Origin of the sequence: Corynebacterium sp. LaCa78, assembly GCF_046717505.1 — a bacterium.
Taxonomy (GTDB): Bacteria; Actinomycetota; Actinomycetes; order Mycobacteriales; family Mycobacteriaceae; genus Corynebacterium.
In genome coordinates this window covers 1,137,275-1,160,373 of record NZ_CP177112.1, presented here as the reverse complement: position 1 = coordinate 1,160,373, position 23,099 = coordinate 1,137,275, and the positions used below count along the sequence as shown (strand labels likewise).

General features: G+C 58.3%; 21 protein-coding genes and 1 tRNA gene. 10 read left to right on the top strand and 12 right to left on the bottom strand.

Annotated elements, in window-relative coordinates:
- Window positions 1-20: 20 nt before the first annotated feature.
- From ACLI1O_RS05620 to ACLI1O_RS05610, 3 genes are all read left to right on the top strand, one after another.
- Window positions 21-623, top strand: coding sequence for an MBL fold metallo-hydrolase (locus ACLI1O_RS05620; protein ID WP_239269868.1), 603 nt, complete (start codon window positions 21-23; stop codon window positions 621-623).
- Between the two features lie 77 nt (window positions 624-700).
- On the top strand, window positions 701-1,717 hold the full coding sequence (locus ACLI1O_RS05615; protein ID WP_411707023.1) for a DoxX family membrane protein: 1,017 nt from the start codon (window positions 701-703) through the stop codon (window positions 1,715-1,717).
- 143 nt (window positions 1,718-1,860) lie between these two features.
- Window positions 1,861-4,119 carry a HelD family protein gene (locus ACLI1O_RS05610; RefSeq protein WP_239269870.1) on the top strand — a complete coding sequence of 753 codons (2,259 nt, stop codon included), beginning with the start codon at window positions 1,861-1,863 and terminating at the stop codon, window positions 4,117-4,119.
- Window positions 4,120-4,208: 89 nt separating this feature from the next.
- Here ACLI1O_RS05610 and ACLI1O_RS05605 read toward each other — a convergent pair whose 3' ends face one another.
- The 7 genes from ACLI1O_RS05605 to rpsA all read right to left on the bottom strand — a co-directional run bounded on the left by ACLI1O_RS05605 (window position 4,209) and on the right by rpsA (window position 12,407).
- The gene (locus ACLI1O_RS05605; RefSeq protein WP_411707022.1) at window positions 4,209-4,649 is read right to left on the bottom strand and encodes a universal stress protein; all 441 of its coding nucleotides are present in this window, start codon (window positions 4,647-4,649) and stop codon (window positions 4,209-4,211) included.
- A gap of 83 nt (window positions 4,650-4,732) precedes the next feature.
- Entirely contained in the window at window positions 4,733-5,185 is a 453-nt protein-coding gene (locus ACLI1O_RS05600) for a universal stress protein (RefSeq protein WP_239269871.1), read from the bottom strand.
- Between the two features lie 149 nt (window positions 5,186-5,334).
- Window positions 5,335-7,428, bottom strand: coding sequence for an excinuclease ABC subunit UvrB (gene uvrB, locus ACLI1O_RS05595; protein WP_411707021.1), 2,094 nt, complete (start codon window positions 7,426-7,428; stop codon window positions 5,335-5,337).
- 39 nt (window positions 7,429-7,467) lie between these two features.
- Window positions 7,468-7,830, bottom strand: coding sequence for a DUF4259 domain-containing protein (locus tag ACLI1O_RS05590; protein WP_239275779.1), 363 nt, complete (start codon window positions 7,828-7,830; stop codon window positions 7,468-7,470).
- Window positions 7,831-7,905: 75 nt separating this feature from the next.
- Complete coding sequence (gene coaE / locus ACLI1O_RS05585; protein WP_239269874.1) at window positions 7,906-8,508, bottom strand: dephospho-CoA kinase; 603 nt, start codon at window positions 8,506-8,508, stop codon at window positions 7,906-7,908.
- A gap of 74 nt (window positions 8,509-8,582) precedes the next feature.
- Window positions 8,583-10,646 (bottom strand): glucose PTS transporter subunit IIA, encoded by a 2,064-nt coding sequence (locus tag ACLI1O_RS05580; RefSeq protein WP_239269875.1) that lies wholly within the window; start codon window positions 10,644-10,646, stop codon window positions 8,583-8,585.
- 297 nt (window positions 10,647-10,943) lie between these two features.
- Window positions 10,944-12,407 carry a 30S ribosomal protein S1 gene (gene rpsA, locus ACLI1O_RS05575; protein WP_239269876.1) on the bottom strand — a complete coding sequence of 488 codons (1,464 nt, stop codon included), beginning with the start codon at window positions 12,405-12,407 and terminating at the stop codon, window positions 10,944-10,946.
- Window positions 12,408-12,656: 249 nt separating this feature from the next.
- Here rpsA and ACLI1O_RS05570 point away from each other — a divergent pair, with 249 nt between their 5' ends.
- Together ACLI1O_RS05570 and ACLI1O_RS05565 are read left to right on the top strand one after the other, a co-directional pair.
- A complete protein-coding gene (locus ACLI1O_RS05570) occupies window positions 12,657-13,388 on the top strand; it encodes a class I SAM-dependent methyltransferase (protein WP_284796594.1) in 732 nt (243 codons plus the stop codon).
- Between the two features lie 10 nt (window positions 13,389-13,398).
- Window positions 13,399-13,866 (top strand): RDD family protein, encoded by a 468-nt coding sequence (locus ACLI1O_RS05565; protein WP_284770506.1) that lies wholly within the window; start codon window positions 13,399-13,401, stop codon window positions 13,864-13,866.
- Here the strand turns inward: ACLI1O_RS05565 and ACLI1O_RS05560 are convergent.
- From ACLI1O_RS05560 to polA, 3 genes are read right to left on the bottom strand one after another with little or no spacing between them, the layout of a single operon-like run.
- Window positions 13,830-14,201, bottom strand: coding sequence for a hypothetical protein (locus tag ACLI1O_RS05560; protein ID WP_284770507.1), 372 nt, complete (start codon window positions 14,199-14,201; stop codon window positions 13,830-13,832). The two genes, ACLI1O_RS05565 and ACLI1O_RS05560, sit on opposite strands and share 37 nt — an antisense overlap.
- Window positions 14,202-14,205: 4 nt before the next feature.
- Window positions 14,206-15,177, bottom strand: coding sequence for a DNA glycosylase AlkZ-like family protein (locus ACLI1O_RS05555; RefSeq protein WP_411707020.1), 972 nt, complete (start codon window positions 15,175-15,177; stop codon window positions 14,206-14,208).
- Between the two features lie 4 nt (window positions 15,178-15,181).
- Window positions 15,182-17,830, bottom strand: a complete 2,649-nt coding sequence (gene polA / locus ACLI1O_RS05550) for a DNA polymerase I (RefSeq protein ID WP_284770556.1) — start codon at window positions 17,828-17,830, stop codon at window positions 15,182-15,184.
- Between the two features lie 144 nt (window positions 17,831-17,974).
- Between polA and ACLI1O_RS05545 the strand changes: the two genes are divergently transcribed.
- The 5 genes from ACLI1O_RS05545 (at window position 17,975) to ACLI1O_RS05525 (ending at window position 21,845) form a co-directional block, all read left to right on the top strand.
- Window positions 17,975-18,048 (top strand) — tRNA-Leu (locus ACLI1O_RS05545).
- A gap of 363 nt (window positions 18,049-18,411) precedes the next feature.
- On the top strand, window positions 18,412-19,248 hold the full coding sequence (locus ACLI1O_RS05540) for a DUF368 domain-containing protein (RefSeq protein WP_284782982.1): 837 nt from the start codon (window positions 18,412-18,414) through the stop codon (window positions 19,246-19,248).
- Window positions 19,248-20,135 carry an ABC transporter substrate-binding protein gene (locus ACLI1O_RS05535; RefSeq protein ID WP_284782980.1) on the top strand — a complete coding sequence of 296 codons (888 nt, stop codon included), beginning with the start codon at window positions 19,248-19,250 and terminating at the stop codon, window positions 20,133-20,135. The genes ACLI1O_RS05540 and ACLI1O_RS05535 overlap by 1 nt, the downstream gene beginning before the upstream one ends.
- On the top strand, window positions 20,128-21,081 hold the full coding sequence (locus ACLI1O_RS05530; protein ID WP_284783040.1) for an amino acid ABC transporter permease: 954 nt from the start codon (window positions 20,128-20,130) through the stop codon (window positions 21,079-21,081). Before ACLI1O_RS05535 ends, ACLI1O_RS05530 begins: the two co-directional genes overlap by 8 nt.
- Window positions 21,081-21,845, top strand: coding sequence for an amino acid ABC transporter ATP-binding protein (locus tag ACLI1O_RS05525; protein ID WP_284770511.1), 765 nt, complete (start codon window positions 21,081-21,083; stop codon window positions 21,843-21,845). Before ACLI1O_RS05530 ends, ACLI1O_RS05525 begins: the two co-directional genes overlap by 1 nt.
- A 28-nt stretch (window positions 21,846-21,873) precedes the next feature.
- Here the strand turns inward: ACLI1O_RS05525 and ACLI1O_RS05520 are convergent, their stop codons facing one another.
- Both ACLI1O_RS05520 and coaD read right to left on the bottom strand, forming a co-directional pair.
- Window positions 21,874-22,620, bottom strand: a complete 747-nt coding sequence (locus ACLI1O_RS05520) for a sulfite exporter TauE/SafE family protein (protein WP_005282637.1) — start codon at window positions 22,618-22,620, stop codon at window positions 21,874-21,876.
- Window positions 22,617-23,090: a pantetheine-phosphate adenylyltransferase gene (gene coaD, locus ACLI1O_RS05515; RefSeq protein WP_411707019.1), complete on the bottom strand. Its 474-nt coding sequence runs from the start codon at window positions 23,088-23,090 to the stop codon at window positions 22,617-22,619. Before coaD ends, ACLI1O_RS05520 begins: the two co-directional genes overlap by 4 nt.
- Window positions 23,091-23,099 lie beyond the last annotated feature (9 nt).

The following is a 23,099-nucleotide window of genomic DNA, read 5'->3' as shown; positions in this document are numbered from 1 at the left end:
GTACCCGTAGGCTGGGACGTATGACTAACGAGCTACATCTTCACCAAATCTCCGTTTCGGAAATGGACAATAACTGCTACCTGCTTACCGCCGGCGATCAAGGCTTGCTTGTCGATGCCGCCGATAACGCCCCCGCCATCCTCAACATGGCGCGCGAGGCAGGGGTTGACATCACCGCCGTTCTCACCACGCACCGCCATTGGGATCACGTGCGGGCTCTCGACGAGGTTTTGGAGGCCACCAACGCAAAGCACTACGCCTCCTTCATTGATTCGCCGGCCATTCCGGAAGACGTAGACGTTGAGCTGCGCGAGGGCGATTCCATCGAGTTTGCCGGCATGAAATTGCCCATCATCATCCTGCGCGGCCATACCCCCGGCGGCGTGGCACTCGTGGCCACCGTTGACGGGGTCACCAACCTGTTTGTGGGAGATTCCGTATTCCCCGGTGGATTGGGTCGAACGACCTCTGAAGGCGACTTCGTGCGGCTATATAAGGACGTCACCAAGCGTGTTTTCGAGGAGTTCCCGGATAACGCCATCATCCGCCCAGGGCATGGCAAGCCCACCACCTTGGGGGAAGAACGCCCCAAGTTGGGTGATTGGTGGGAGCGCCGTTGGTGATCTAGGCGGCTATTTCAGCGTATAATGGTCAATCACACGATTGGTCTAGAACAACGAGCTAAGGAGCTTAAAGGACTATGATTCGCAAGTTTGCCCGCCCCATGCTGGCATCGGTATTTGTATGGGAAGGTGTAGACGACCTGCGCAATGCCTCGGAGCACACCAAGGAAACCGAAGGCTTCCTCAAGACCCTGCGCAAGTTCGTCCCCTCCGGTTACAAGAACCTGATTCCCAATGATCCGGAACTAGCTACCCGCGCCCTCGGCGGCGCAAAGATCGGTGCAGGTACCACCTTGGCTCTGGGCAAGGCACCCCGCACCTCCGCAGCCGTGCTGGCTGCCGCTACCCTGCCTAACTTAGTGGGCAAAAATAACTTCTGGGCCGCAGATAACAAGAAGGACAAGGAAGACCGTCGCAACGGCTTCATTACCAACACCGCCCTGCTCGGCGCGCTCTTTATCACCACCCAGGACACCGAGGGCAAGCCTTCCCTGCGCTGGCGCGCACAAAAGGCCGGTGAGCGCACCAATAAGAAGATTCAGCAGGCGCTGCCTACCAAGTCTGAGTCCCAGGAAAAGCGCGAGGAGCTTTCCGCTCGCGCCAACGAGCTGTCCAACAAGGCCGGCGACTGGTTCAATGAGACCTCCCAGAAGGCTCAGGCCTATGTGGATGACAACAAGGATGACTGGCAGTCCACCGGTCGCGGCCTCCTGGATACCGCCAAGTCCTATGTCGATGACGCCAAGGACTACGTCGATGAGAACAAGGATGACTGGCAGGATTCCGGTCGCGGCTTCTTGGACAACGCGAAGTCCTTCATCGAGGACTCCGTGGATAGCGCCAAGTCCTACGTCGGCGACAACAAGCAGGACTGGCTGAAGTCCGCTGAGTCCAACGCTAAGACCGCCCGCAAGGGTGCCGTCAAGGCCGCGAACAAGGCACAAAAGCGTGCCGATGACGCCGCATCGAAGCTCGACAAGGCAGACTCCAAGCGCGCTGCTAAGAAGGCTTCTAAGCACGCAGATAAGCTGCAAAAAAAGGCTAATAAGAAGATCGAAGCCGCTATCAAGAAGATTGAAAAGCGCGCTAAGTAATTCGCCTTAACCCTCGCACACGGCCCAGCCCCTACGCTGGGCCGTTGTTCTTTGTCACGGCAAGGTCTAAACTCGAACCTCCCCTACACGGCACGCGGATGCGCGCCCACCCCATATTTTCGTGTTTCATTCTGAGGAGTCTTGTGAACTCTGCACCGAAGAATTCTCCAGCCACTCATTCTCCCGCTGACGCATCTTCATCCAGCCGCGCGGATAACGCTGGAATTTCAGCCATCGAAGCCGAGCAGAACTATGTCGATGGCCTTTTTGACCGCCTAGATGACGAGGTAGCCGCGGCAAACGCGCGCCTGAATGAGGTCCAGGCCGAGGTCGATCCGGCGACCCCCGATGCCGATGCCTTAGTGCGCCGCGAAACGGAATACCACGGCTTGCAGGCCAAATTGGACCGCCTCAACGTCGCGCAGATGGGGCTCGTCTTTGGCCGTATCGATATCGATGCTCCCGGCGATAACCCGACTGAAGAAGGACTGGACCGCCGCTATATCGGCCGCATGGGTTTGGATGCGCGCGAAGAAAACTATCGCACCCTCCTTCTGGATTGGCGCGCGCCCATGGCCCGCCCCTTTTACCTCGCCACCACCGCACAACCTGAAGGCGTACACACGCGCCGCCAGATCCGCATGTCCGGCCGCACGGTCACTGATGTCAATGATGAGGCCTTAGATGGCCCAGGCGTGCGAGAGGAAGAGGCGGGCGTGGCGAGCGAGTCCGCCCTGTACTTTGCCATGCAACGCGCCCGCACGGGACACATGACGTCCATCGTGGAAACAATCCAGCGCGAGCAGGACGAGATCATTCGGGATAATACCCGCGGCGTCATGGTCGTAGAAGGCGGCCCCGGCACCGGTAAGACTGCCGTCGCGCTGCACCGCGTTGCCTACCTGCTCTATACCCACCGCGAACTGCTATCTTCCACCGGTGTACTCATCGTTGGGCCCAATACCAATTTCTTGGACTATATTTCCCGCGTGCTGCCAGAACTCGGTGAAACCGGTGTCGTGCTCTCCACCATCGGTGGGTTATTTCCCGGCATTACTCCCACCCATACCGAGGGGCTTGTGGGCCGCGAGATTAAGGGCAGTGCGGCCATGGCGGAAATCCTGAGCGCCGCCGTCAAGGATTATCAGCAGGTGCCGAATGAGCCTCGGGACATCACCGTGGATGGCCTGACCCTGACCATCACGCCGTCCATGGTGAAGAGGGCGCGCACCCGCGCCCGCCGCTCACGCAAGCCGCATAACCAGGCGCGCGAGGCGTTCATCGAGCACTTCGTAGAGGACCTGGCCCAGGAGATGGCCACCAAGGTGGGCACGGATCCCCTGGGCGGGGAAAACCTCTTAAGCCGCGCGGATGTGGACCAATTCCACGACGATCTTGCCATTGATGAGTCCGTGGTGGGCTGCATCGATGATTTTTGGCCCGAGCTTGATCCCTCTGAGGTACTCGCCGCGTTATTGTCTTCCCGCGAACGCATTGCCTCGGCTGCCCGCGGCTACGACGAGGAAACCCAGGCCGCCTTGTACCGCGCTGATGGCTACGCCTGGACTGATTCCGATGCTGCCCTTTTGGATGAGTTGGCCGTCCTCATCGGGCTGCCCAATCCGGAGGAAAAGAAGGCGGCCAAGGACGCCGAGTGGCGCGAGCAAATCGCGGATGCAGAAGGTGCGCTGGATATCCTGTCCTCCTCCGAATCGACCGATAACGACGATGACATGTTTGAGGCGGAAATTCTTTCGGCGCACGACGTGATCGACGCAGAAACCCTGGCGCAGCGCCAGGAGGTGCGGGATACGCGCACCACCGCGCAGCGCGCCCGGGAGGATCACACGTGGGCCTTTGGCCATATCATCGTGGACGAGGCGCAGGAGCTTACCCCGATGGAATGGCGGATGCTCTTCCGCCGCTGCCCGTCCCGGTGGATGACGTTGGTTGGCGATACCTCGCAGACGGGCTCCCCTGCCGGCGTGGATGACTGGGGCGAGGCCCTGGAACCGTTCATCGCCCAGCGCTTCCGCCACCACCTCCTTACCGTCAATTACCGCACGCCCGAGCCCATTACCGAGCTTGCCAATGGCCTGTTGGCCTCCATCGATCCGGATGCCACCCCGGCCATTGCCATCCGCGATGGCGAGCCGGTGCGCCGGCTTGCCGATGCCGACTTCACCCCCGGCATTACCACCGAGGACGATGGCCGCCTGACCGCGGTCATTGATTCCACGAACGCCGAAGCAGTTAAGGGCCTCGAATTCGACCACGTTATCGTGCTTCACCCGCGCGAGATTGTCGATGCCTCCCCGCAGGGGCTGCAGAATCTGTACGTCTGCATCACCCGGGCCACGCAAACGCTGACCCTTGTAGGAGATACTGCCGGCGTGCTTTAGCCCGCTGGGATCACAAAACCCACCGCGCGAATCCAGAGGTGGACTCGCCGCGGTGGGTAAGGCGAAAGCCGGTCAGGCGAAAGCCTAGATTAATTGACGGTGTGAACAATCATGACGTCACAATCGGACTGACGCGCCACATCCGCTGGCACCGAGCCGAGCAGACGGCCGGTCAGGGAATTAATGCCGCGGTTACCAACGATGAGCAGGTCTGCATCATTGTCATTGACAATGGACATCAGGGCTTGCACCGGCGTGCCAGGGCGGACGGCGGTTTCTGCCTTGGAAACACCGTGCTTTTCCGCTTCTTCCTTGCCTGCCTGCAGGTTGGCTTCGGCTTTCTCATCACCAAGAATAGTGACGGAATCCTGACGCAAGGTCTTCGAAGCCTGCTCTTGATTCTCGTAGTAAGCACAACCGATGATCAGCGTGGCATCGAATGCAGCGGCAATCTTGGCTGCTCGCTCCACGGCGAGGAGGGAGGACTTGGAACCGTCAGTACCGACAACAATCGTGCTGTAGTCGCTCATGATGACCTTTCTTTGTGGGTGTGTACCCTAACTATTCTAGTGTGCCAACTTGGCGTTACTGCAAGTCTAACAATGAAAAGTGATTAACGTTTTTCACTCGTGTTAACCACCACGACATCCACCTTGGATTTATGGGTAAGTTCCGTTGGCACCGAGCCAAAAACGCGCCCGCGCATGGAATTAACGCCGCGATTGCCCACGACTAGGAGCTCAACGTCGTATTTCTCCGTGACCTCGATTAAGGCGTTGACGGGGTCACCGGGGGTGGTGACCACCTCAATGTTTTCCGCCCCTTCGGACTCAGCAATCCGCTGCGCGTTCGTGAGGTAGGTATCGGCCATTTCTTCGCTGACCACCGGTAGCCTGGAGCCCTCACCGCTGGGGGCGCCGAGCATGGACCCAGAATGGTTATAGGCTGCGGAGACGATAATGAGCTTGGCATCGTATGCCCGCGCCATGGATGCCGCCGAGCGCACGGCGCGCAGGGAAGTTTCAGAGCCATCGGTACCGACGGCGATGGTGTGATACGAAAGCATGATTCTCCTTGCTGGTGAAGTACTAGGTCGGCACATTGAACCGGCTTTTAGTCGCCCCCAGTATAGTCAGGACGCCGGACCAATAAGCCGATCGTTGCAGTAGTGCGCACTTTTAGGGGGAGAGCGTTACCAGGACGGCGCGCACGCCGCTAGATTCCGGCTTCCTTCAGCCCGCGCAGTTCTTTCTTCAAATCCGCAATCTCATCGCGCAGCCGGCCGGCCAACTCGAATTTCAGTTCGCGCGCGGCAGCGCCCATCTGTGCCTGCAGGTCATTGATGAGCGCCTCAACCTCATCGGTGGCCATGCTGGACACGTCGCGCTTTTCCACCACCGCTGAAGGATCCGACTCGGCGGTCTCCTCCTCATTGTTCTCATAGACCTGGTCCAAGATATCCGCGATCTTCTTGCGCAGCGGCTGCGGATCCACACCGTGTTCCTTGTTATAGGCAATCTGCTTCTCGCGGCGGCGCTCCGTTTCATCGATGGCTTCTTGCATCGAGTCGGTGATTTTATCCGCGTACATGATGACCTCGCCCGATACGTTACGCGCGGCGCGGCCAATGGTCTGGATGAGCGACGTCGTCGAGCGCAAGAAGCCTTCCTTATCCGCATCGAGGATGGCCACGAGCGAGACCTCGGGCAAGTCCAAGCCCTCGCGCAAGAGGTTGATGCCCACGAGCACGTCGAATTCGCCCTGGCGCAATTGGCGCAGCAGCTCCACGCGCTGCAGCGTATCGATATCCGAGTGCAGGTAGCGGACCTTAATCCCCTGCTCCAAGAGGTAATCCGTCAGGTCTTCTGCCATGCGCTTGGTCAAGGTGGTGACCAATACGCGCTCCTGAGAGGCGATGCGGCCGCGGATCTCATCAATAAGGTCATCAATCTGGCCCTTTGTGGGCTTCACCGTCACCTTAGGATCGACCAGGCCGGTCGGGCGAATGACCTGCTCGACAAACTCGCCGCCGGAGGAGGTCATTTCGAAATCGCCAGGGGTGGCGGACATATAGACGGTTTGACCAACGCGCTCTTCAAACTCATCGAAGGTCAGTGGCCGGTTGTCCACCGCGGATGGCAGGCGGAAGCCAAATTCCACCAGGTTTCGCTTGCGCGACATATCGCCTTCGTACATGCCGCCTATCTGTGGCACGGTCACGTGGGACTCATCGATGATGGTAAGAAAATCCTCTGGGAAATAGTCCAAGAGCGTGGCTGGCGCGGACCCCGCCGGGCGGCCATCCACGTGGCGGGAGTAGTTCTCAATGCCGGAACAGAACCCCACCTGCTCGATCATCTCTAGGTCATATTCCGTGCGCATGCGCAGCCGCTGTGCTTCTAGGAGCTTGCCGCGGTTTTCTAGATCCTCGAGGCGCTCAGCCAACTCTTCCTTGATATCGGCCACGGCCTTTTCCATCCGCTCTGGGCCGGCCACGTAGTGCGTGGCGGGGAAAATGCGCACTTCATCGACCTGTTCGATAACGTCACCGGTTACCGGGTGGATATAGTACAGCGAGTCGATATCATCGCCGAAAAACTCAATGCGCACCGCGCGCTCCTCGTACGCCGGAATGATATCGACCGTATCGCCCTTGACGCGGAAGGTACCGCGGGTAAAGCCCACATCGTTGCGCTCATATTGGATATCCACCAAAAGCCGGAGGAAACGGTCCCTATCGAGCTCCTCGTCGACGGCGATAATGACCGAGCGATCCAAATAGGATTGCGGGGTACCCAGGCCGTAGATGCACGAGACCGAGGAGACCACCACGACATCGCGCCGCGAGAGCAATCCAGAGGTGGCCGAGTGGCGCAGGCGCTCGACGTCCTCATTGATGGAGGAGTCTTTTTCAATATAGGTATCGGTCTGCGCGATATAGGCTTCTGGCTGGTAGTAGTCGTAATAGGAGACGAAATATTCCACCGCGTTATTGGGCAATAATTGGCGCAGCTCATTGGCCAGCTGCGCGGCCAAGGTCTTATTGGGCGCCATGACGAGCGTGGGTCGCTGCTGCTTTTCAATCAACCACGCGGCCGTCGCGGACTTACCCGTACCGGTTGCGCCCATGAGCACAACGTCGCGCTCGTCACGGTTGAGGCGCTCATCAAGTTCCTTGATGGCCGCAGGCTGGTCACCTGCGGGTTCATAATCAGAAACGACCTGAAACTTGCCGGGGGTGCGTTCTACCTCGCCGACGACGCGGTGTTCAGAGTTTGGAATAAGGGGATGTTCAGCAGCAAAAGCCATGCCCGCTATTCTACTGCTTGGACGCTCCTGCTAGCCATTTCACGGCAGCGCGGCCTGGGCGGTGTGCAGCCACTGGTTCAGCTCCCCCGTTGGTTCCCAGAGCGCGTAGACCGACGAGGACTCAGAGCACATCGCTTGGTTGATGCGCCGGCGCAGCCATGCCTTAGATTGCGGGGTGTACAGGGACGTAAGATCCCGTGGGGCTACGCCGTCTGGCAGGCCATCGGCAGGCAGCTTCGTCAGTGCACCTAATGCTATGACCGCTTCGGCTTCATCGGAATCGAGCACCCCCGTGCCGCACGATCGCTGAAAGTGCCGGAGATCAAAAGAACCATCCCGCAGGCTATCGAGTACGTCTCGCGCCGCGTGATTATCGAATGGTCCAGTGCCCCAAGTTCCCACGCTCAAGTAGTGTAGGAGCCAAAAGTAAACATTAATAGGAAAATGCGTTAACGCTACCTACCAAAAAGGTTAAGGTTAAGAAGACGCCGCCTCGATCTCATCGCAGACCGCCGCTGCGTGCTCGGCCAGTTGTTCCTGCGTGCCGTTATTGTCTATGACATGGCTTGCTGCCGCGAGCCGCTTCTCATCAGAAATCTGGGCGTTAATCCTTTTGCGCGCGTCTTCCTCATCGAGTCCGCGGAAATCCACGAGGCGCCGCACCCGCTCTTCTGGGTCCACGTCCACGACGATGACAAAATCCATATCCCCGTCGAGCCCATTATCCACCAGCAGCGGCATGTCATAGACCGTAAAATCAACGCCCTCTTCGCGCGCGGCGGCAAATTGCCGCTGGGTCTCTTCTTGGATGCGCGGGTGCGTAATCGAATTGAGGAGCTCGGTATGCTCCTTGTCCACGAAGGCCCGGCGAGCGAGTTCCTTGCGGTCGAGGCTGCCGTCTTCCTGCAGGATGTCCTCGCCGAATTTCTCCGCTAGCTCGGCCAATGCCGGTTGGCCAGGCTTGACGATGTCCCTCGCTATGCGATCTGCGTCCACCACCCGCCAGCCGCGCCGGGCGCACAGCTTCGCTACCGTAGATTTCCCGCTGCCAATTCCCCCGGTTAATCCGATTAGCTTCATAAGGTACCAGGGTACGCGAAAAGGAGCCCGGCACGACTGCCTGGGCTCCTTGGTACGGAATTTACGCGTGTCTATTAGGACTCGAGTTCTTCTTCCGGCTTTGGATGAATCTGCAAGAGTTCATCGCTTGGGGTGACAGCGCCGGTAGTGCCGCTCACGGAACCAAATTTCTTGGCGTTGGTAACAACGACCGGGGTAATCAGGTTGTAGTCCTTGGACTTGATGAAGTCTGCGTCAAAGCTGATGAGCTTATCGCCAGCGGAAACGCGCTGTTTCTTTTCCACGTGGACATCAAAGCCCTCGCCGCCGAGTTCCACGGTATCCAGGCCAACGTGGATGAGCAGCTGTACGCCGTTATCCAGGTTCAGACCGATCGCGTGGCCGGACTTTTGGACGGTGAGCACGGTGCCATCGGCAGGCGCGTAGACGGTATTGCCGGTTGGCTTCACTGCAGCGCCTGGCCCAAGCTTCGCGCCGGCGAAGATGGGATCGGGTACCTCGGACAGGTCCACGGCCTCACCCTCCAGAGGAGAGTCCAGCTTGATGGTTGCCTGTTCTGCTTCCTTGGTGGCGATCCCGGTGGCGGACGCAACCCCTGCAGCCTGTGCATTGTCAGAACCGTCCGACTCATCATCGGATCCTCCGATGATGCGGGACTCGGAGCGGCTAGCGACCTCTTCCACAGTCTCGTTATTTTCGCGGGCGATGCGCTCGAGGTCGGCCTGCTTTTCCTCTGCGGTGCGGTAGCCAAACAGCAGCGTGAGGGAGAAGGAGGTGAAGAATGCCACGGCGATGCCGATGATGTAGCCCACCTGCGGGGTCATGGCTGGGGTGGTCAAGATGGAGGTGAAGACGAAGGCGTTAGCGCGGACATCGAATAGCCCCATCACTGCACCACCAATGGCACAACCCGGCAGCAGGCGGTAGTAGGTGCGGCGGAAGCGGAGCAAGATACCGTAGAGGGACGGCTCCGAAATACCGCCGAGCATGCCGGCTGCGAATGCACCGACGGAAACCTGGCGCATGGAGTTGTTCTTCTCCCTCATGGAGATGACCATCACGGCGCCGGTGACACCGAAGCAGGCAAAGTTCCACGCACCCATCGGGCCCTGGATAAAGTCGTAGCCGTAGGTCGTGATGTTTTGAATCATGATCACGTTGAGCGGCCAGTGCAGGCCCATGGGCACCAGGAATGGGTACAGCAGCGGAATGACAATGGCCAAGATGAACGGCGAGAAGTCATTGATCTGGAACAGTACCCAGGAGATGCCGTTGCCCACGCCGATGCCGAATGGGCCGAGCAAAAAGGCCGTGGCCGGAATCATGATGAGCAGCGAGAAGAATGGCACGAAGACCATGTGTACGGCGCTCGGGATGACCTTCTTCAGACCCTTTTCCACCCAGAACAGGCCGATAGCGGCCAAAATCGGGGGGAATACCTGGGAGCCGTAAGAGTTAATCACCAGCGGCAGGCCGAAGACGTTCACGGTATCGCCCTGTTCACCCAGGGACATGAATTCCGGTGTCAGCAGTGCGGCAGGAATTGCGGCCGAGACCCACATATTCGCACCTAGCTTCTGCGCGGCGGTGGCACCCACCATCACCGGCAGGAAGTAGAAGACCGATTGGAACATCGCGTGGGCCAAGCGGTAGCCCTCAGGCTGTTCTTCCAACGGCGCGCGGAAGTCTTGGATGCCAATGGTATCCGCCAGCACCAGCAGCGTGATGATGAGGGAGGCACCAAGCAGCGCCCACAGAATCGGGCGGAAGGTATCAGAGAGAAACTCGAAGCAGTAGTCGATCCAATCGTACTTACCGCGCACACCATCGTAGTTCTTCTTGGATGAGGAGCCCTCCTCATCCGGCGGGTTTACCCCAGGGTCCTTGATGATTTCGCCGTAGTAGTTGGCCACGCCGCCACCCATGACCACTTGGTAGCCATGCGTACCCTGCGTGACGGAACCGAGAACGGCCGTATCGCTTTCTAGCTTTTCCTGATCTACTTTCCCCACATCAGCGAGTTGAAAACGCAGGCGCGTCGCGCAGTGCGTCAGCGACGTGATGTTATCGGCGCCGCCCAAGCTATCGATGATGTGTGTGGAAGTGTCCTTAACAGATGCCACTTCAACTCCTTGCATAAAGACAAAACAATAGTCAGTACTCAACTGGCTATTACGTCACACTCGGATTATAAGTGAGAGACAACACAAACAAAAGCCCAATTCAGTGGCCTTTAGTGGGGGTAGTTGTCTTTTCTGGAGGCCCAGTCACTTCTCCGCAGGTCAAGAACCCGCAAACGAAAAATAACGGGCAATCGTTTGCATATACTGTCATAAAACTCACAAAGCCGCGTCCTGTCTCCCAAAAGGAGAAGGACGCGGCTAGTGCAGCTGCGTGGAGTTAGGGGTTATATCACCCCAAGTTCCAAAGGCGTCTTAGTTGCCGGCGAGCTTGTCGCGCAGTGCAGCGAGCTGCTCGTCAGAAGCCAAGGATCCACCGGACTCTGCCTGAGTCTCCGATGCCGGAGCTGCATCGGAGGAGTCAGACGAGTAGTTGGAGGATGCTTCAGCGGACTCCGCGGCCTCTGCGGCGGCAGCGCGGTTGCGTTCGATCTGAGCGGTGTGCAGGTTGAAGCGGCGCTCGGACTCTGCGTAGCGTGCTTCCCAAGCCTGACGCTGCTCGTCGAAGCCTTCCTTCCACTCGTTGGTGTCCGGGTCGAAGCCTTCTGGGAACACGTAGTTGCCCTGCTCGTCGTAGGAGTCAGCCATGCCGTACTTGGACGGATCGAACTCTTCGGAGTAGTCCTCGTCAGCCTGCTTGACGGACAAGGAGATACGACGACGCTCGAGGTCGATGTCGATGACCTTGACCATAACTTCCTGGCCAACGGTGACAACCTGGTCCGGAACCTCGACGTGGCGCTGAGCCAGCTCGGAGATGTGAACCAGGCCCTCGATGCCTTCCTCGACGCGAACGAACGCACCGAACGGAACCAGCTTGGTGACCTTGCCCGGCACAATCTGGCCCACAGCGTGGGTGCGGGCGAAGACGCGCCATGGGTCTTCCTGGGTTGCCTTCAGGGACAGGGAAACGCGCTCGCGGTCCAGATCAACGTCCAGAACCTCAACGGTTACCTCGTCACCAACGGTGACAACCTCAGATGGGTGGTCGATGTGCTTCCAGGACAGCTCGGACACGTGGACCAGGCCGTCGACGCCGCCAAGATCGACGAAGGCGCCGAAGTTGACGATGGAAGAGACAACGCCCTTGCGGACCTGACCCTTCTGCAGCTGGTGCAGGAACTCGGAACGGACCTCGGACTGGGTCTGCTCCAGGTATGCACGGCGGGACAGGACAACGTTGTTGCGCTGCTTGTCCAGCTCGATGATCTTAGCTTCCAGCTCCTGGCCAATGTAAGGCTCCAGGTCGCGGACGCGACGCATCTCAACGAGGGAAGCAGGCAGGAAGCCGCGCAGGCCGATGTCCAAGATGAGGCCGCCCTTGACAACCTCGATGACGGTACCGGTAACCGGCTCTTCCTTGGCCTGCAGCTCCTCGATGGCGCCCCAAGCACGCTCGTACTGTGCGCGCTTCTTGGACAGGATCAGGCGGCCTTCCTTGTCCTCCTTGGTCAGGACAAGTGCGTCAACCTCATCGCCGACCTCGACGACCTCGTCGGGGTTGACGTCGTGCTTGATGGACAGCTCGCGGGAAGGGATAACGCCTTCGGTCTTGTATCCGATGTCCAGCAGTACCTCGTCGTGGTCAACCTTGACGACGGTACCCCCGACAATGTCACCATCGTTGAAGTACTTGATGGTGGCGTCTACAGCTGCGAGGAAGTCCTCTGCGGTTCCGATATCGTTGATCGCAACCTGAGGGGTAGTAGAAGATGGCATATTGTAAAAATGCTCCGAATAAATGTAGGAAATCGTTCGTGGACAACTGCGTGTCTCTCGAATTAAAAGCCCGTCTACACTGCACAAATACAGGAGATAGAGGCCGCATTCGATCCCGCCGCGTGATTGCCCCAAGCTTTCCTACAATAGCCTGCAACAACCCGTGGCATAGACATGCTTGTAAGAGCCTACATCTGTCCAGCTTATACGGCAAATATTGCACGCCACCAAGAAAGGTAGCGCACCCCAATGACTTCGCCCTCTCGCGCCAATCAATCCCACTGGGATGATGATGCGGTCTCTTACCATGCCGAGCACCCCGAGTACCTCTCCTCTTTTTACTGGTGCCCGGAGATGTTGCACGAGGCCGATGCGCAGTTGCTTGGCGATGTCTCCTCTGCCGCTGTCCTCGAAATCGGCTGCGGTTCTGCCGCCTGCACCCAGTGGCTCAGCACCCGCGCCCGCTTTGTCACCGGCTGCGATATTTCCCGCGGCATGCTCTCCCACGCAGATCCCGGGTTGGCGCTCATCCAAGCCGATGCGCTGGCACTGCCCTACGCCACTGATTCCTTTGACGTGGCATTCTCTGCATTCGGCGCATTACCCTTCCTCGCCGATCTCGATGCCGCGCTCGCGGAGGTTGCCCGCGTGGTGCGCCCAGGTGGACGCTTCGTATTCTCCGTGACCCACCCAATGCGCTGGATCTTCCCCGATGATCCCACCAGCCTCACCGCTGAGATAAGTTATTTCGACCGCGCCTATCTGGAACACGATTCCGCCGGGACGCTAACCTATGCCGAATTTCACCGCACCATCAGCGATTGGTTCCGCGCGCTCCAAGGTCGCGGACCATTCCTCATCGAGGACATCATCGAACCGGAATGGCCCGAAGGCTTAGATACCACCTGGGGTCAGTGGTCTAGGCAGCGCGGGGAAATTTTCCCTGGCAGCATGATTTTCATCTGCCGCGCCTACAGCTAACGTAGAGAACATGATTGCCGAAAGACTGGGAATTTTCCTGCGCCGCGCCGTGGCTTGGTGGATCGACGCCTTTCTCGTGGCCGCCATCGTCACCGTGGTGCGGTGGCTGATTAATGCTCTTGCCAGTACCCCCTTATCCGGCCGCCCCGAAGAGATCTACGAGGCGGTCGCTCTCGCCGTGGTCTTTTATACCTACCGCGTGTGGGTGGAAACGAAGAAGTCTACGTCCCTGGGCAAATGGTCGATGCAGCTCGAAATCATCCCGGCCCGCTCGCCGTTTGTCACCGCGTGCCTGCGCAATTCGTGGCTGCTGCTTACGCCCCTGACGCTTACTGGTTGGAACATCGACGGTATAGTCGTTGCACTTTTAGGCCTTTCGGTTTTAGCCATCGGCCAAACTCCCTTTGACCTCTTGGCTGGCTGCCTAGTGGAAAAGCGACCTCAGGAGGATTCCACCGCGATGCGCGGCCAAAAGTAATACGCCAAGGCAGCAATAGTAATGGACGCGAATACCCACGAATACGGGAAGGCCACTGCAATCACGGAGACCACGGTCATTACACCGGCCGCCTGTCCCCGGTAGCACCACGGGTTCTCGCCTTCCCTGGCGGCGTTACCAGCAGAAAGGAAAAAGCCCAAAACCATGACCGCATAGTAAATGAAGTAAAATGTATCGCTGCTTACCGCTTCTTTTAAGCCGCTCTCAGCAATCTGTCCCGCCGGGTATGGGACCATGGCTGCCCACATAGACTCAAAAAAGCGCAAGACGAAGGGGCGAGACTTCCACCTAATACGTTTTCCGAGAAACTCCATGAAATTACTTTAAAATCCTATTCTCCTTCACGCACTTCTCAGCACTCTTTCCACTGGCGTTCCACGTGGCGTGCCGCATAGGCAGGAATTCCCCAGTCCTCAATCCCCTGTTTATTCCACATGCCGCGCACTTGGCCGTCGATAACGATGGCGCGACGAAAAATGCCCTGGTTTCCGGGAACGAGAGCGTGGTGCATATCCACTGACATGGCAAAAGCCGATCTTGGTAGCCCAGGATATACTCATCAAAGGCGCCTAAAAGCAGCACCGATTTCTTCTTTTTCACCTCTGGTAGCTCTAGGACCTCTGCAGAGACCAGCTCCTCGCCTTCCCTTCCTATCCGGATAAGGTCATCAGGCAACTTCTCCGCTGCGGGACGAATAAGTCTTTGGGGCAGCTTGCACCACCACGCAAAGTCCTGCACAGTCGCCGGCCCATGGGTGCGAAAATAGCGCGTCATCAATTCCGTCGTGGCGGCCACCGAGTCGCCGTTAAAAAGGGCCTCCAAGCCGTCTAGCTCGACCGGAGTAATGAGCTGTTCTTCGCCCGCATAACACGCATGCCCGCTTTCCATGCCGATACGTACTACGTGCCAGAAAGGCAACTCGGGCAAGGCTTGGGCGGCGCGTGATTTCAATTCTGCGCGCGTTAATGGGGCATCGATAAGCTGCAGCACGGCTTCCCGTACCGCGGCGTCTCCCTTGCGAGGCTTCGCACATAGCTCGGTTATCCAGCCCATATCCTTGACGGAGGCGGCGAACAACGTATTGCGCATCGCATAGCCGCGCACGATCTCGGAGTTATCCGATTCATTCGGTGCACGCAGTGCCAAGGACCGGCGCACCGAATGCAGGTCCTGGCCCTGCATGACGCCAAAGGCGCGGACTGCCTCTGCGGCGGTGTGCCAGCGCAGGGCCGTAAGCCCCTGGGCGGCCAAGCGCATGCGGGCGCGCTCACGCCGGTTAAGCATCATCATCGAACTAGTGGGCCGCGGCGTCCCAATCCGTGCCGGCACCAGCAGAGACCTCGAGTGGCACATTCAGCTCGATGGCAGAATCCATCTCGCGCTCAAGAATCTCGCGGACTTGATCGGCCTCACCGGGGGCGACCTCCACCACCAATTCATCGTGCACCTGGAGCAATACACGGGATTTCATATCGCGCAACGCGCGGTCCACGCGAATCATCGCGACCTTAATGATATCTGCGGCCGTTCCCTGGATTGGGGCATTGAGCGCAGCGCGTTCCGCGTTTTCGCGGGCCAGCCGGTTATCGGAGTTGAGCTCTGGCAGGTAGCGGCGGCGACCAAAGAGCGTGGCCGTATAACCATCCTTGCGGGCTTGCTCCACGACATCATCCAGGTACTTCTTCACGCCGCCAAAGCGCTCGAAGTAGCTTTCCATAATGGACTTGGCTTCACCAGCAGGGATTCCCAGCTGCTGCGAAAGTCCAAATGCGGATAGGCCATAGACCAAGCCATAAGACATGGCCTTTACGCGGCGGCGCAGCTCAGGAGTCACCTGATCGACCGGCACATCGAAGACCCTAGAACCGACGAAATTGTGCAGGTCTTCGCCGGCCTTGTAGGCCTCAATCAGCCCGGGATCTGCAGAAAGGTGCGCCATAACGCGCATTTCAATCTGCGAATAGTCCGCGGTCATTAGCTGTTCAAATCCCTCGCCTACGATAAACGCCGAGCGAATTTGTCGGCCGGCCTCCGTGCGCACCGGGATGTTTTGCAGGTTGGGCTCCGTCGAGGACAAACGTCCCGTCGAGGTCACCGTCTGGTTAAAGGTCGTGTGGATGCGCCCATCCGGCTGGACGGTCTTGATAAGGCCCTCCAGCGTGGTCTTCATCTTCTGGTACTCGCGGTGGGCCAATAGGTGGTCCAAGAACGGGTGCGGGTGCTTGATGGCCAGCTGCTCGATTTCCTTCGCGGCCGTGGAGTAGCCGGTCTTCGTCTTTTTCGTCTTGGGCATATCGAAGGTCTCAAAAAGTACCTTTTGCAGCTGCTTGGGCGAATTCAAATTGAGCTTGTCATCGCCAGCAAGCTCGCGCGCGGAGCGTTCTTGTTCAGCCACCTGCTCCACGAAGGCATCCTTTTGGGTTTCCAAAATATCGACATCGACCGCGATGCCCGTAGTCTCCATGCGTGCCAGGATGGTCACCAGCGGCAATTCCAGGTCGGTATAGAGCTCGAAAGAGTCGATGTCCTGCAGTTCCGCGGTGAGTTTTTCCGCCAGCTCCATGATTGCCGCCGCCTGATCTACCAGGGAGGAGCTATCGAGCAGCGACATCTGCTCCGAGGCGGCGCCGAGGGATTTTTGAAGGTGGCGCTGGTAGACATCGGAAAGCTCGTAGGTGCGCTGGCCTGGGCGCAGGATATACGCCGCCAAGGCCGTATCGTGCGCAAGCCCGTTGAGCTCAATGCCGCGCCCTGCCAGCATGTGGAACGCGGCCTTTGCGGCGTGGAAATACTTAGGGGCCGACGATTCTAGCCACTGGACCAAGGCCTTTTCCTCATCGGCGGAAAGTTCTCCGAGTTCCACCTGCAGGCCATGATGGTTGCGATCCACAAACGCGATGGCAGAAGCATCACCCTGACTTGGGATGCCCTCGCCCTGCACATACACAGCTACGTGCTCGCGGCCAGGTAGCCACTCGCTCAAGGAGGCGTCATCGATAGTGAGCTCTACGTCTGGGGTGTCCGCAGCTTGCTCAGCAGCCTCTGCACCATCGTTGGGGATGGCGGATAAGACACGGTCGCGCAGGTTGGTACCAAACTCCAGCTCATCGAACTTCGCGGCGACATCGGCAACCTTGGCTCCCCTAAAGGCCAGATCATCAGGGCCAACATCTAAGTCCATGTCTGTAATCATCTGGGTGAGCTTCCGGTTCATCTGCACCTGCTCGATGCGTTCGCGGAAGTTATTTCCCACCACGCCGTTGATTTCTTCGGCGTGCTCTACCAAGGAAGCCAAGTCTCCGTACTTGACTATCCACTTGGTGGCGGTCTTTTCTCCCACCTTGGGAATGCCGGGGAGGTTATCGGAAGGGTCGCCGCGCAGAGCAGCAAAGTCGGGATACTGCGCGGGGGTAAGCCCGTATTTATCCTCGACGGCTTCTGGGGTAAACCGGTGCAGCGTGGATACGCCCTTCATGGGATAGAGCACCGTGGTCGAATCCGTAACCAGCTGCAGATAATCCCGGTCACCGGTGACAATCAGCGTCTCGTAGCCCTGTGCCTGGGTGGCAAGGGTTGCCAAAATATCGTCGGCCTCGTAATTTTCACGCGAGAGCGTCGTAATACCCAAGGTCTCTAAGGTATCGCGAATGATATCTACTTGGCCCTTAAATTCTTCCGGCGCGGCCTCGCGCTGCGCCTTATAATCCGGGAACATCTCCGTGCGGAAAGTCTTCCGGCCAACGTCAAAAGCAACCGCGATAGCATCCGGCCTTTCCTCAGAGACGATATTGGACAGCATGGATAAAAAGCCATACACGGCATTGGTGTGCTGACCACCGGAGGTAGAAAAGTTTTCCACCGGGAGGGCATAAAAGGCACGAAATGCCATGGAATGGCCGTCAATGAGCAAAAGGCGGGTCTTATTGGAAGTCACCTGCCCCATATTAGGCAACACAATGGACACGGCGATACCCCGCCCAACCTCACCGTCTTGAGCAGGCCTTTTCACCGGAAAGGGACCCCAATTAGGAATTGCGCCAACCCCTGCGCTAGTATTTCCAACAGTCAAAGGCGCTCGCTTTTGATTGCCCCTGTAGCCCAATTGGCAGAGGCAACGGATTCAAAACCCGTCCAGTGTGAGTTCGAGTCTCACCAGGGGCACAGTACAACCCCGCTTCTTTCCGGAAATATATCCACGAAGGAAGCGGGGTTTCGTCATGCCGCCTAGTTCCCTATGTCCCCTACAGCGGCCTCGATTCAGCTTATATCCTTCCGCGAATTGCATATTTACACAACGCCCGAGAAGCCTAACTGCTGCAAAATTACGCCTTCTTACCTCGAGACTTTAAGCACAAGCCCGTCTCATATAAGGTGGGTAACCGTTAAAGTAATGAAAGATATGCAGGCTTAAGCCACCGCGGGCGGTGCTACACCTCGCCGTACGGTCTTGAGCAAAGAGTTTTTGGCACCCCGAGTGGCCCGTCAAACGCAGTCATGTCTTGTACCCAGGTAGATTTTTAATTTATGCACTATATTTTGAACGCCATTCGTGGCGCCCTCATCGGTATGGCCGAGCTGGTTCCCGGCATCTCCGGCGGAACCGTCGCCCTCATCGTGGGGATTTATGAGCGCGCCGTCCGCAATGCCAATGACCTCATCTCCGGCAACTTTAAAAAGGTCGAGTGGTCCTTTCTAGCCTCAGTTGCCGTCGGCATGCTAATCGCCGTATTCGGCTTTTCCACGCTCCTGTCTAACTTCGTCGACAACAACGTCTCTGCCTCCAGCGCCCTCTTTTTAGGCATGGTGGTCATCTCCATCATCGTTCCGCTTTCCATGTTGTCTAAGGCGGAGCGCACCGCCCCCTCGTCCATCATCGCGTTTATCGCTGCTGCCGTCCTGATTTTCATCGTCACGGGCTTTACCTCTGAGCCGCAGGATGACCCGAGCCTCATCGTGGTCTTCTTTGCCGCAGCAATCGCCGTATGCGCGCTAATTCTGCCGGGTATTTCCGGCTCGCTCATCTTGCTGACTATGGGGCTCTACCAGCCGATCATTGGCGCAGTATCGGACCGTGAATTAAGCACCATGGGCGTCTTTGCGCTGGGTGCCCTGTGTGGCCTCGCCGCCTTCATCAAATTGCTCAACTATTTGCTGAGCACCCACCGCGCGCCCACCCTGGCCGCCATGGCGGGCTTCATGCTGGGATCCCTGCGCGCCCTGTGGCCGTGGGGTGCTGACCAGGACGCTTCTTCGGGCGCCATCATCGGATACTTCATCCTCGGTGCCATTATCGTGTCCATCTTCATCTATGTAGACCGCAGGAACGCGAAAGCCATCGAGGAAAGGACGGCGGAATATTAATGCCCTGGGCGATTAATCATCGACCACTAACGGCCGCCGTGATGGCGTGCGTACTCCCCTTGAGCGCGTGCGTGGTCAACGAGGAGGATTCGACTCCAGAGGGCTGGCAGGAACCCCAGACCAGCGAAGTTCCCGAAATTGCCGCGATGTACCACGACGATGACGGTGTGCTCACGGCAGGTACAAACCCGCCCTATGCCCCATTTCAGCTCAAGGACTCCCACGGCGATCTGCAGGGCGTAGAGCTTGACCTTGCCCGCGCCGTCGCAGGCGTGCTGGGCCTGAAATTCCAGGCCCTAGAGCAAGACTTCTCCATGATTTTGCCGGCTGTGCAATCGGGACAGATAGACATGGGTGCCTCTGGGTTTACGGATACGGCCGATCGCCGCGATGAATTCGACTTCGTGGACCACCTCTATGCGGGCATCCAGTGGGCAGAGCTTGTCGATGGCCCCAATAGGGTCGATCCCCAAAACCCTTGCGGTCTGACCGTCGCCGTGCAGCGCACCACCGTGTCAGAGACCGATGATGTGCGCCCCAAGCAAGAAGCCTGCGATGGCGATCTCACCGTCTTGTCCTATGACACCGGGGATAACGCCGCGCTCGCCGTCCTTATGGGCCGCGCCGATGCTTTATCCGCGGACTCGCCGGTAACGGCTTGGGCGGTCAATCGCTCCGAGGGAAAGATGCGCGCTGTGGGCGATATGTTCCAGGCCTCTCCTTACGGCTTCGCGGTCCCGAAGGACTCGGACTTGGCCAAGGCCTCAGCCGCTGCCCTCCAGCACCTCATCGATACCGGTGAGTACGCGGAGATCTTGGCCCGCTGGGGAATTGAAGATGGATTAGTAGACCAGGCGATGATTAATGAAAGGCCCATCAATGGTTAACGAGCACAAAGAGGCAGCCGGCCCCACGGCACAGCAGGAGGCACCCGCTAAGATCGAAGCCCGGCCACTGCGCCACCCCTGGCGGTGGCTCTGCGCGGTCGTGTTGCTCATTCTTGGTCTGTGGTTTGTCATTGCCTCCGCGCGCAATGAGGCCTTCGGGTGGGATACGTACTTCCAGTATCTCTTTGATCAGCGCATCGCTATCGCCTCCCTGCACACGATTGCGATCACCATCTTGTCCATGATCATTGGCGTGGTAGGCGGCGCCATCCTCGCCGTGATGCGCATGTCGCCCAATCCCATCCTGCGCGCCATTTCCTGGATCTTCCTGTGGATTTTTCGCGGCACCCCGATTTATGTCCAGCTTGTCTTCTGGGGCTTGCTATCTGCGATTTATCAATCCATCAACTTGGGCTTTGCAGAGGTCTCCTTGCAAAGTGTGTTGACCAATGCCTTCTTCTTGGCGGTCATGGGCTTGGGGCTCAATGAGGCCGCCTATATGGCCGAAATCGTGCGCTCGGGCATTTCCTCGGTTCCGGAAGGTCAAAAGGAAGCCTCCAAGGCCCTCGGCATGTCTTGGTGGATGACCATGCGGCGCACCGTATTGCCGCAGGCGATGCGCATTATCATCCCGCCAACAGGCAATGAGTTCATTTCCCTGCTCAAGACCTCGTCACTGGTGGTCGCCATCCCCTATACCCACGAGATCTTCGGCCGCGCCACGGACATTTCCGCAGCCCTCTTCCAGCCCATTCCGCTCTTGATGGTCGCCGCCTCGTGGTACTTGGTCATTACTTCCCTGCTCATGGTGGGCCAGTACTTCCTCGAGCGCCACTTTGAGCGCGGCGCCACCCGCGAGCTCACCGGGCGCCAGCTGGCCGCGCTTGCCGATGCCGAAGGTACTATCCCCCGCAACGTCTCCGTAATCCAGGAGGGTAAAAACTAATGAACACTCCCATGATCTCCGCACAGAATGTGCACAAATCCTTCGGCCAATTCGAGGTGCTCAAGGGCATCGACTTAGAGGTCCAACCCGGCGAGGTTGCCTGCCTATTGGGCCCTTCCGGATCCGGTAAATCAACCTTCCTGCGCTGCGTCAACCACCTGGATAAGGCCACGGCGGGCCGCCTTTATGTCGATGGTGAGCTCATTGGCTACCGCGAAAAGAACGGAATCCTGTACGAAATCAGCGAGAAGCAAGCTGCACAGCAGCGCTCCGATATCGGCATGGTATTCCAATCTTTCAATCTCTTTCCCCACCGCACGGTGATTGAAAACATCATTGAAGCACCAATGCAGGTCAAGAAGGTGCCGGAGGATAAGGCGCGGAAGCGTGCCATGGAGCTTTTAGAGGAGGTGGGACTTGCTTCCAAGGCCGATAACTTCCCGGTTCAGTTATCCGGCGGCCAGCAGCAGCGCGTTGCCATCGCCCGCGCCGTGGCGATGGATCCCAAGCTCATGCTTTTCGATGAACCCACTTCCGCCCTCGATCCCGAGCTCGTTGGCGAGGTCCTTCGCGTCATGAAGGATCTCGCGGCCCAGGGCATGACCATGCTCGTGGTTACCCACGAGATGGGTTTTGCGCGCGAGGTGGCCGATAAAATCTTCTTCATGGACGGCGGCGTAGTCCTAGAATCCGGTACCCCGGCTGAAGTGCTCGAAAACCCCCAACAGCCGCGCACCAAGGAGTTCTTATCCTCCCTGCTTTAAGCGGGTATAGCGCGGTGCCAGTCGCCGCCTAGGCACCGTAGGTGACGACGCCACGAATCAGCGCACTGAGAGCGCCGAGGCTAGCTACCGATAGCGACAATGCTCGCGCAATATCCCTGGAGACTACATGCGCGATGCGCGAGCCCAGCCAGATGCCGATAAACATGCCGGCAATGCCTGCGGGCCAAATGATCCAGGGCAAGCCATCAAATGTCGCTGCACCGAGCGCCGTCTTGGTGATAACGGAAAAGAGCCCGCCCACCACAAAAATCGGCTGCAAGGTCGCTGTATACATGGCTTGCGGCCATTTGGCTGCCTGGGCGTAGACGGTAATGACCGGGCCTGCCACTCCCGCCAAAGTATTGGTAAATCCGCCAAGAATGCCCGCAGAAATGGCCGGGCCCTTGCCCTCCATCGGCGGGACGAACCTAGCGCCGTAGGTCACCACCGCCAAGGCGATAAGAAGCGCTGCACCCACCACTATCAATAGCCCTGCGGTATCGATCTTGCTAATCAACGCTGCGGCCGCCAGAGAACCGATAATCATGACGGGCGCGATGAGCCCAAACATTCTCCAGCTGACATTGCGGCGAACAGTCACCGTGGTCAGCAGCGCATTGACCGCCGCCAAGACGTTGATCACGAGGATGCCTTCTACCGGGCCCATGACCAGCATCAGAATTGGCCCGCCAATAAGGCCAAGCCCCATGCCAGAGACGCGTTGCAGGGTGGATCCCGCGACAACGACGGCAAAAATAATCAGCGCCAATATCATCGGCGGTATTTTTCTTTCACCGCTTGTACTACCGGATCAGGAAGCATGCCGGTGACCTCACCGCCGAATTGCGCGACCTGCTTGCACAGCGAGGAGCTGATGTAGCCGTACTTTTCATCGGTAAGCAAAAAGACCGTATCGATGCCGGACAAGCGCCGGTTCATCTGCGCCATCGGCAGTTCGTATTCATAGTCCAAGGAAGAACGCAGTCCCTTGACCAAAACGTCAACGCCGTGCTGCGAGGTATAGTCCACGAGCAGGCCGGACCAATAGTCCACGTTAATGCGCGAATCCACGCTCTGGCAGATGAGGTCCATGCGCTCGTGCACACTAAATAAACCGGAAGGCTTTTCTGGGTTGCCAGTAACAAGCACCGTAACCTCATCAAACATCTGGCTGGCGCGCTCAAAAATATTGACGTGGCCAAGAGTGATGGGATCAAAAGACCCGGGGCACACGGCTGTGGTCATAAAATATCG

Bases quoted from the DNA above. Each gene is read 5' to 3' on its own strand.
- rpsA (WP_239269876.1), bottom strand. From the start codon at position 12,407: ATGCCATCTTCTACTACCCCTCAGGTTGCGATCAACGATATCGGAACC.
- coaD (WP_411707019.1), bottom strand. From the start codon at position 23,090: ATGACCACAGCCGTGTGCCCCGGGTCTTTTGATCCCATCACTCTTGGC.
- coaE (WP_239269874.1), bottom strand. From the start codon at position 8,508: ATGAAGCTAATCGGATTAACCGGGGGAATTGGCAGCGGGAAATCTACG.
- ACLI1O_RS05540 (WP_284782982.1), top strand. From the start codon at position 18,412: ATGCACTATATTTTGAACGCCATTCGTGGCGCCCTCATCGGTATGGCC.
- ACLI1O_RS05555 (WP_411707020.1), bottom strand. From the start codon at position 15,177: ATGATGATGCTTAACCGGCGTGAGCGCGCCCGCATGCGCTTGGCCGCC.
- ACLI1O_RS05570 (WP_284796594.1), top strand. From the start codon at position 12,657: ATGACTTCGCCCTCTCGCGCCAATCAATCCCACTGGGATGATGATGCG.
- polA (WP_284770556.1), bottom strand. From the start codon at position 17,830: ATGGGGCAGGTGACTTCCAATAAGACCCGCCTTTTGCTCATTGACGGC.
- ACLI1O_RS05525 (WP_284770511.1), top strand. From the start codon at position 21,081: ATGAACACTCCCATGATCTCCGCACAGAATGTGCACAAATCCTTCGGC.
- ACLI1O_RS05565 (WP_284770506.1), top strand. From the start codon at position 13,399: ATGATTGCCGAAAGACTGGGAATTTTCCTGCGCCGCGCCGTGGCTTGG.
- ACLI1O_RS05580 (WP_239269875.1), bottom strand. From the start codon at position 10,646: ATGCAAGGAGTTGAAGTGGCATCTGTTAAGGACACTTCCACACACATC.
- ACLI1O_RS05560 (WP_284770507.1), bottom strand. From the start codon at position 14,201: ATGGAGTTTCTCGGAAAACGTATTAGGTGGAAGTCTCGCCCCTTCGTC.
- ACLI1O_RS05605 (WP_411707022.1), bottom strand. From the start codon at position 4,649: ATGAGCGACTACAGCACGATTGTTGTCGGTACTGACGGTTCCAAGTCC.
- ACLI1O_RS05615 (WP_411707023.1), top strand. From the start codon at position 701: ATGATTCGCAAGTTTGCCCGCCCCATGCTGGCATCGGTATTTGTATGG.
- ACLI1O_RS05600 (WP_239269871.1), bottom strand. From the start codon at position 5,185: ATGCTTTCGTATCACACCATCGCCGTCGGTACCGATGGCTCTGAAACT.
- ACLI1O_RS05520 (WP_005282637.1), bottom strand. From the start codon at position 22,620: ATGATATTGGCGCTGATTATTTTTGCCGTCGTTGTCGCGGGATCCACC.
- ACLI1O_RS05620 (WP_239269868.1), top strand. From the start codon at position 21: ATGACTAACGAGCTACATCTTCACCAAATCTCCGTTTCGGAAATGGAC.
- ACLI1O_RS05530 (WP_284783040.1), top strand. From the start codon at position 20,128: ATGGTTAACGAGCACAAAGAGGCAGCCGGCCCCACGGCACAGCAGGAG.
- ACLI1O_RS05535 (WP_284782980.1), top strand. From the start codon at position 19,248: ATGCCCTGGGCGATTAATCATCGACCACTAACGGCCGCCGTGATGGCG.
- uvrB (WP_411707021.1), bottom strand. From the start codon at position 7,428: ATGGCTTTTGCTGCTGAACATCCCCTTATTCCAAACTCTGAACACCGC.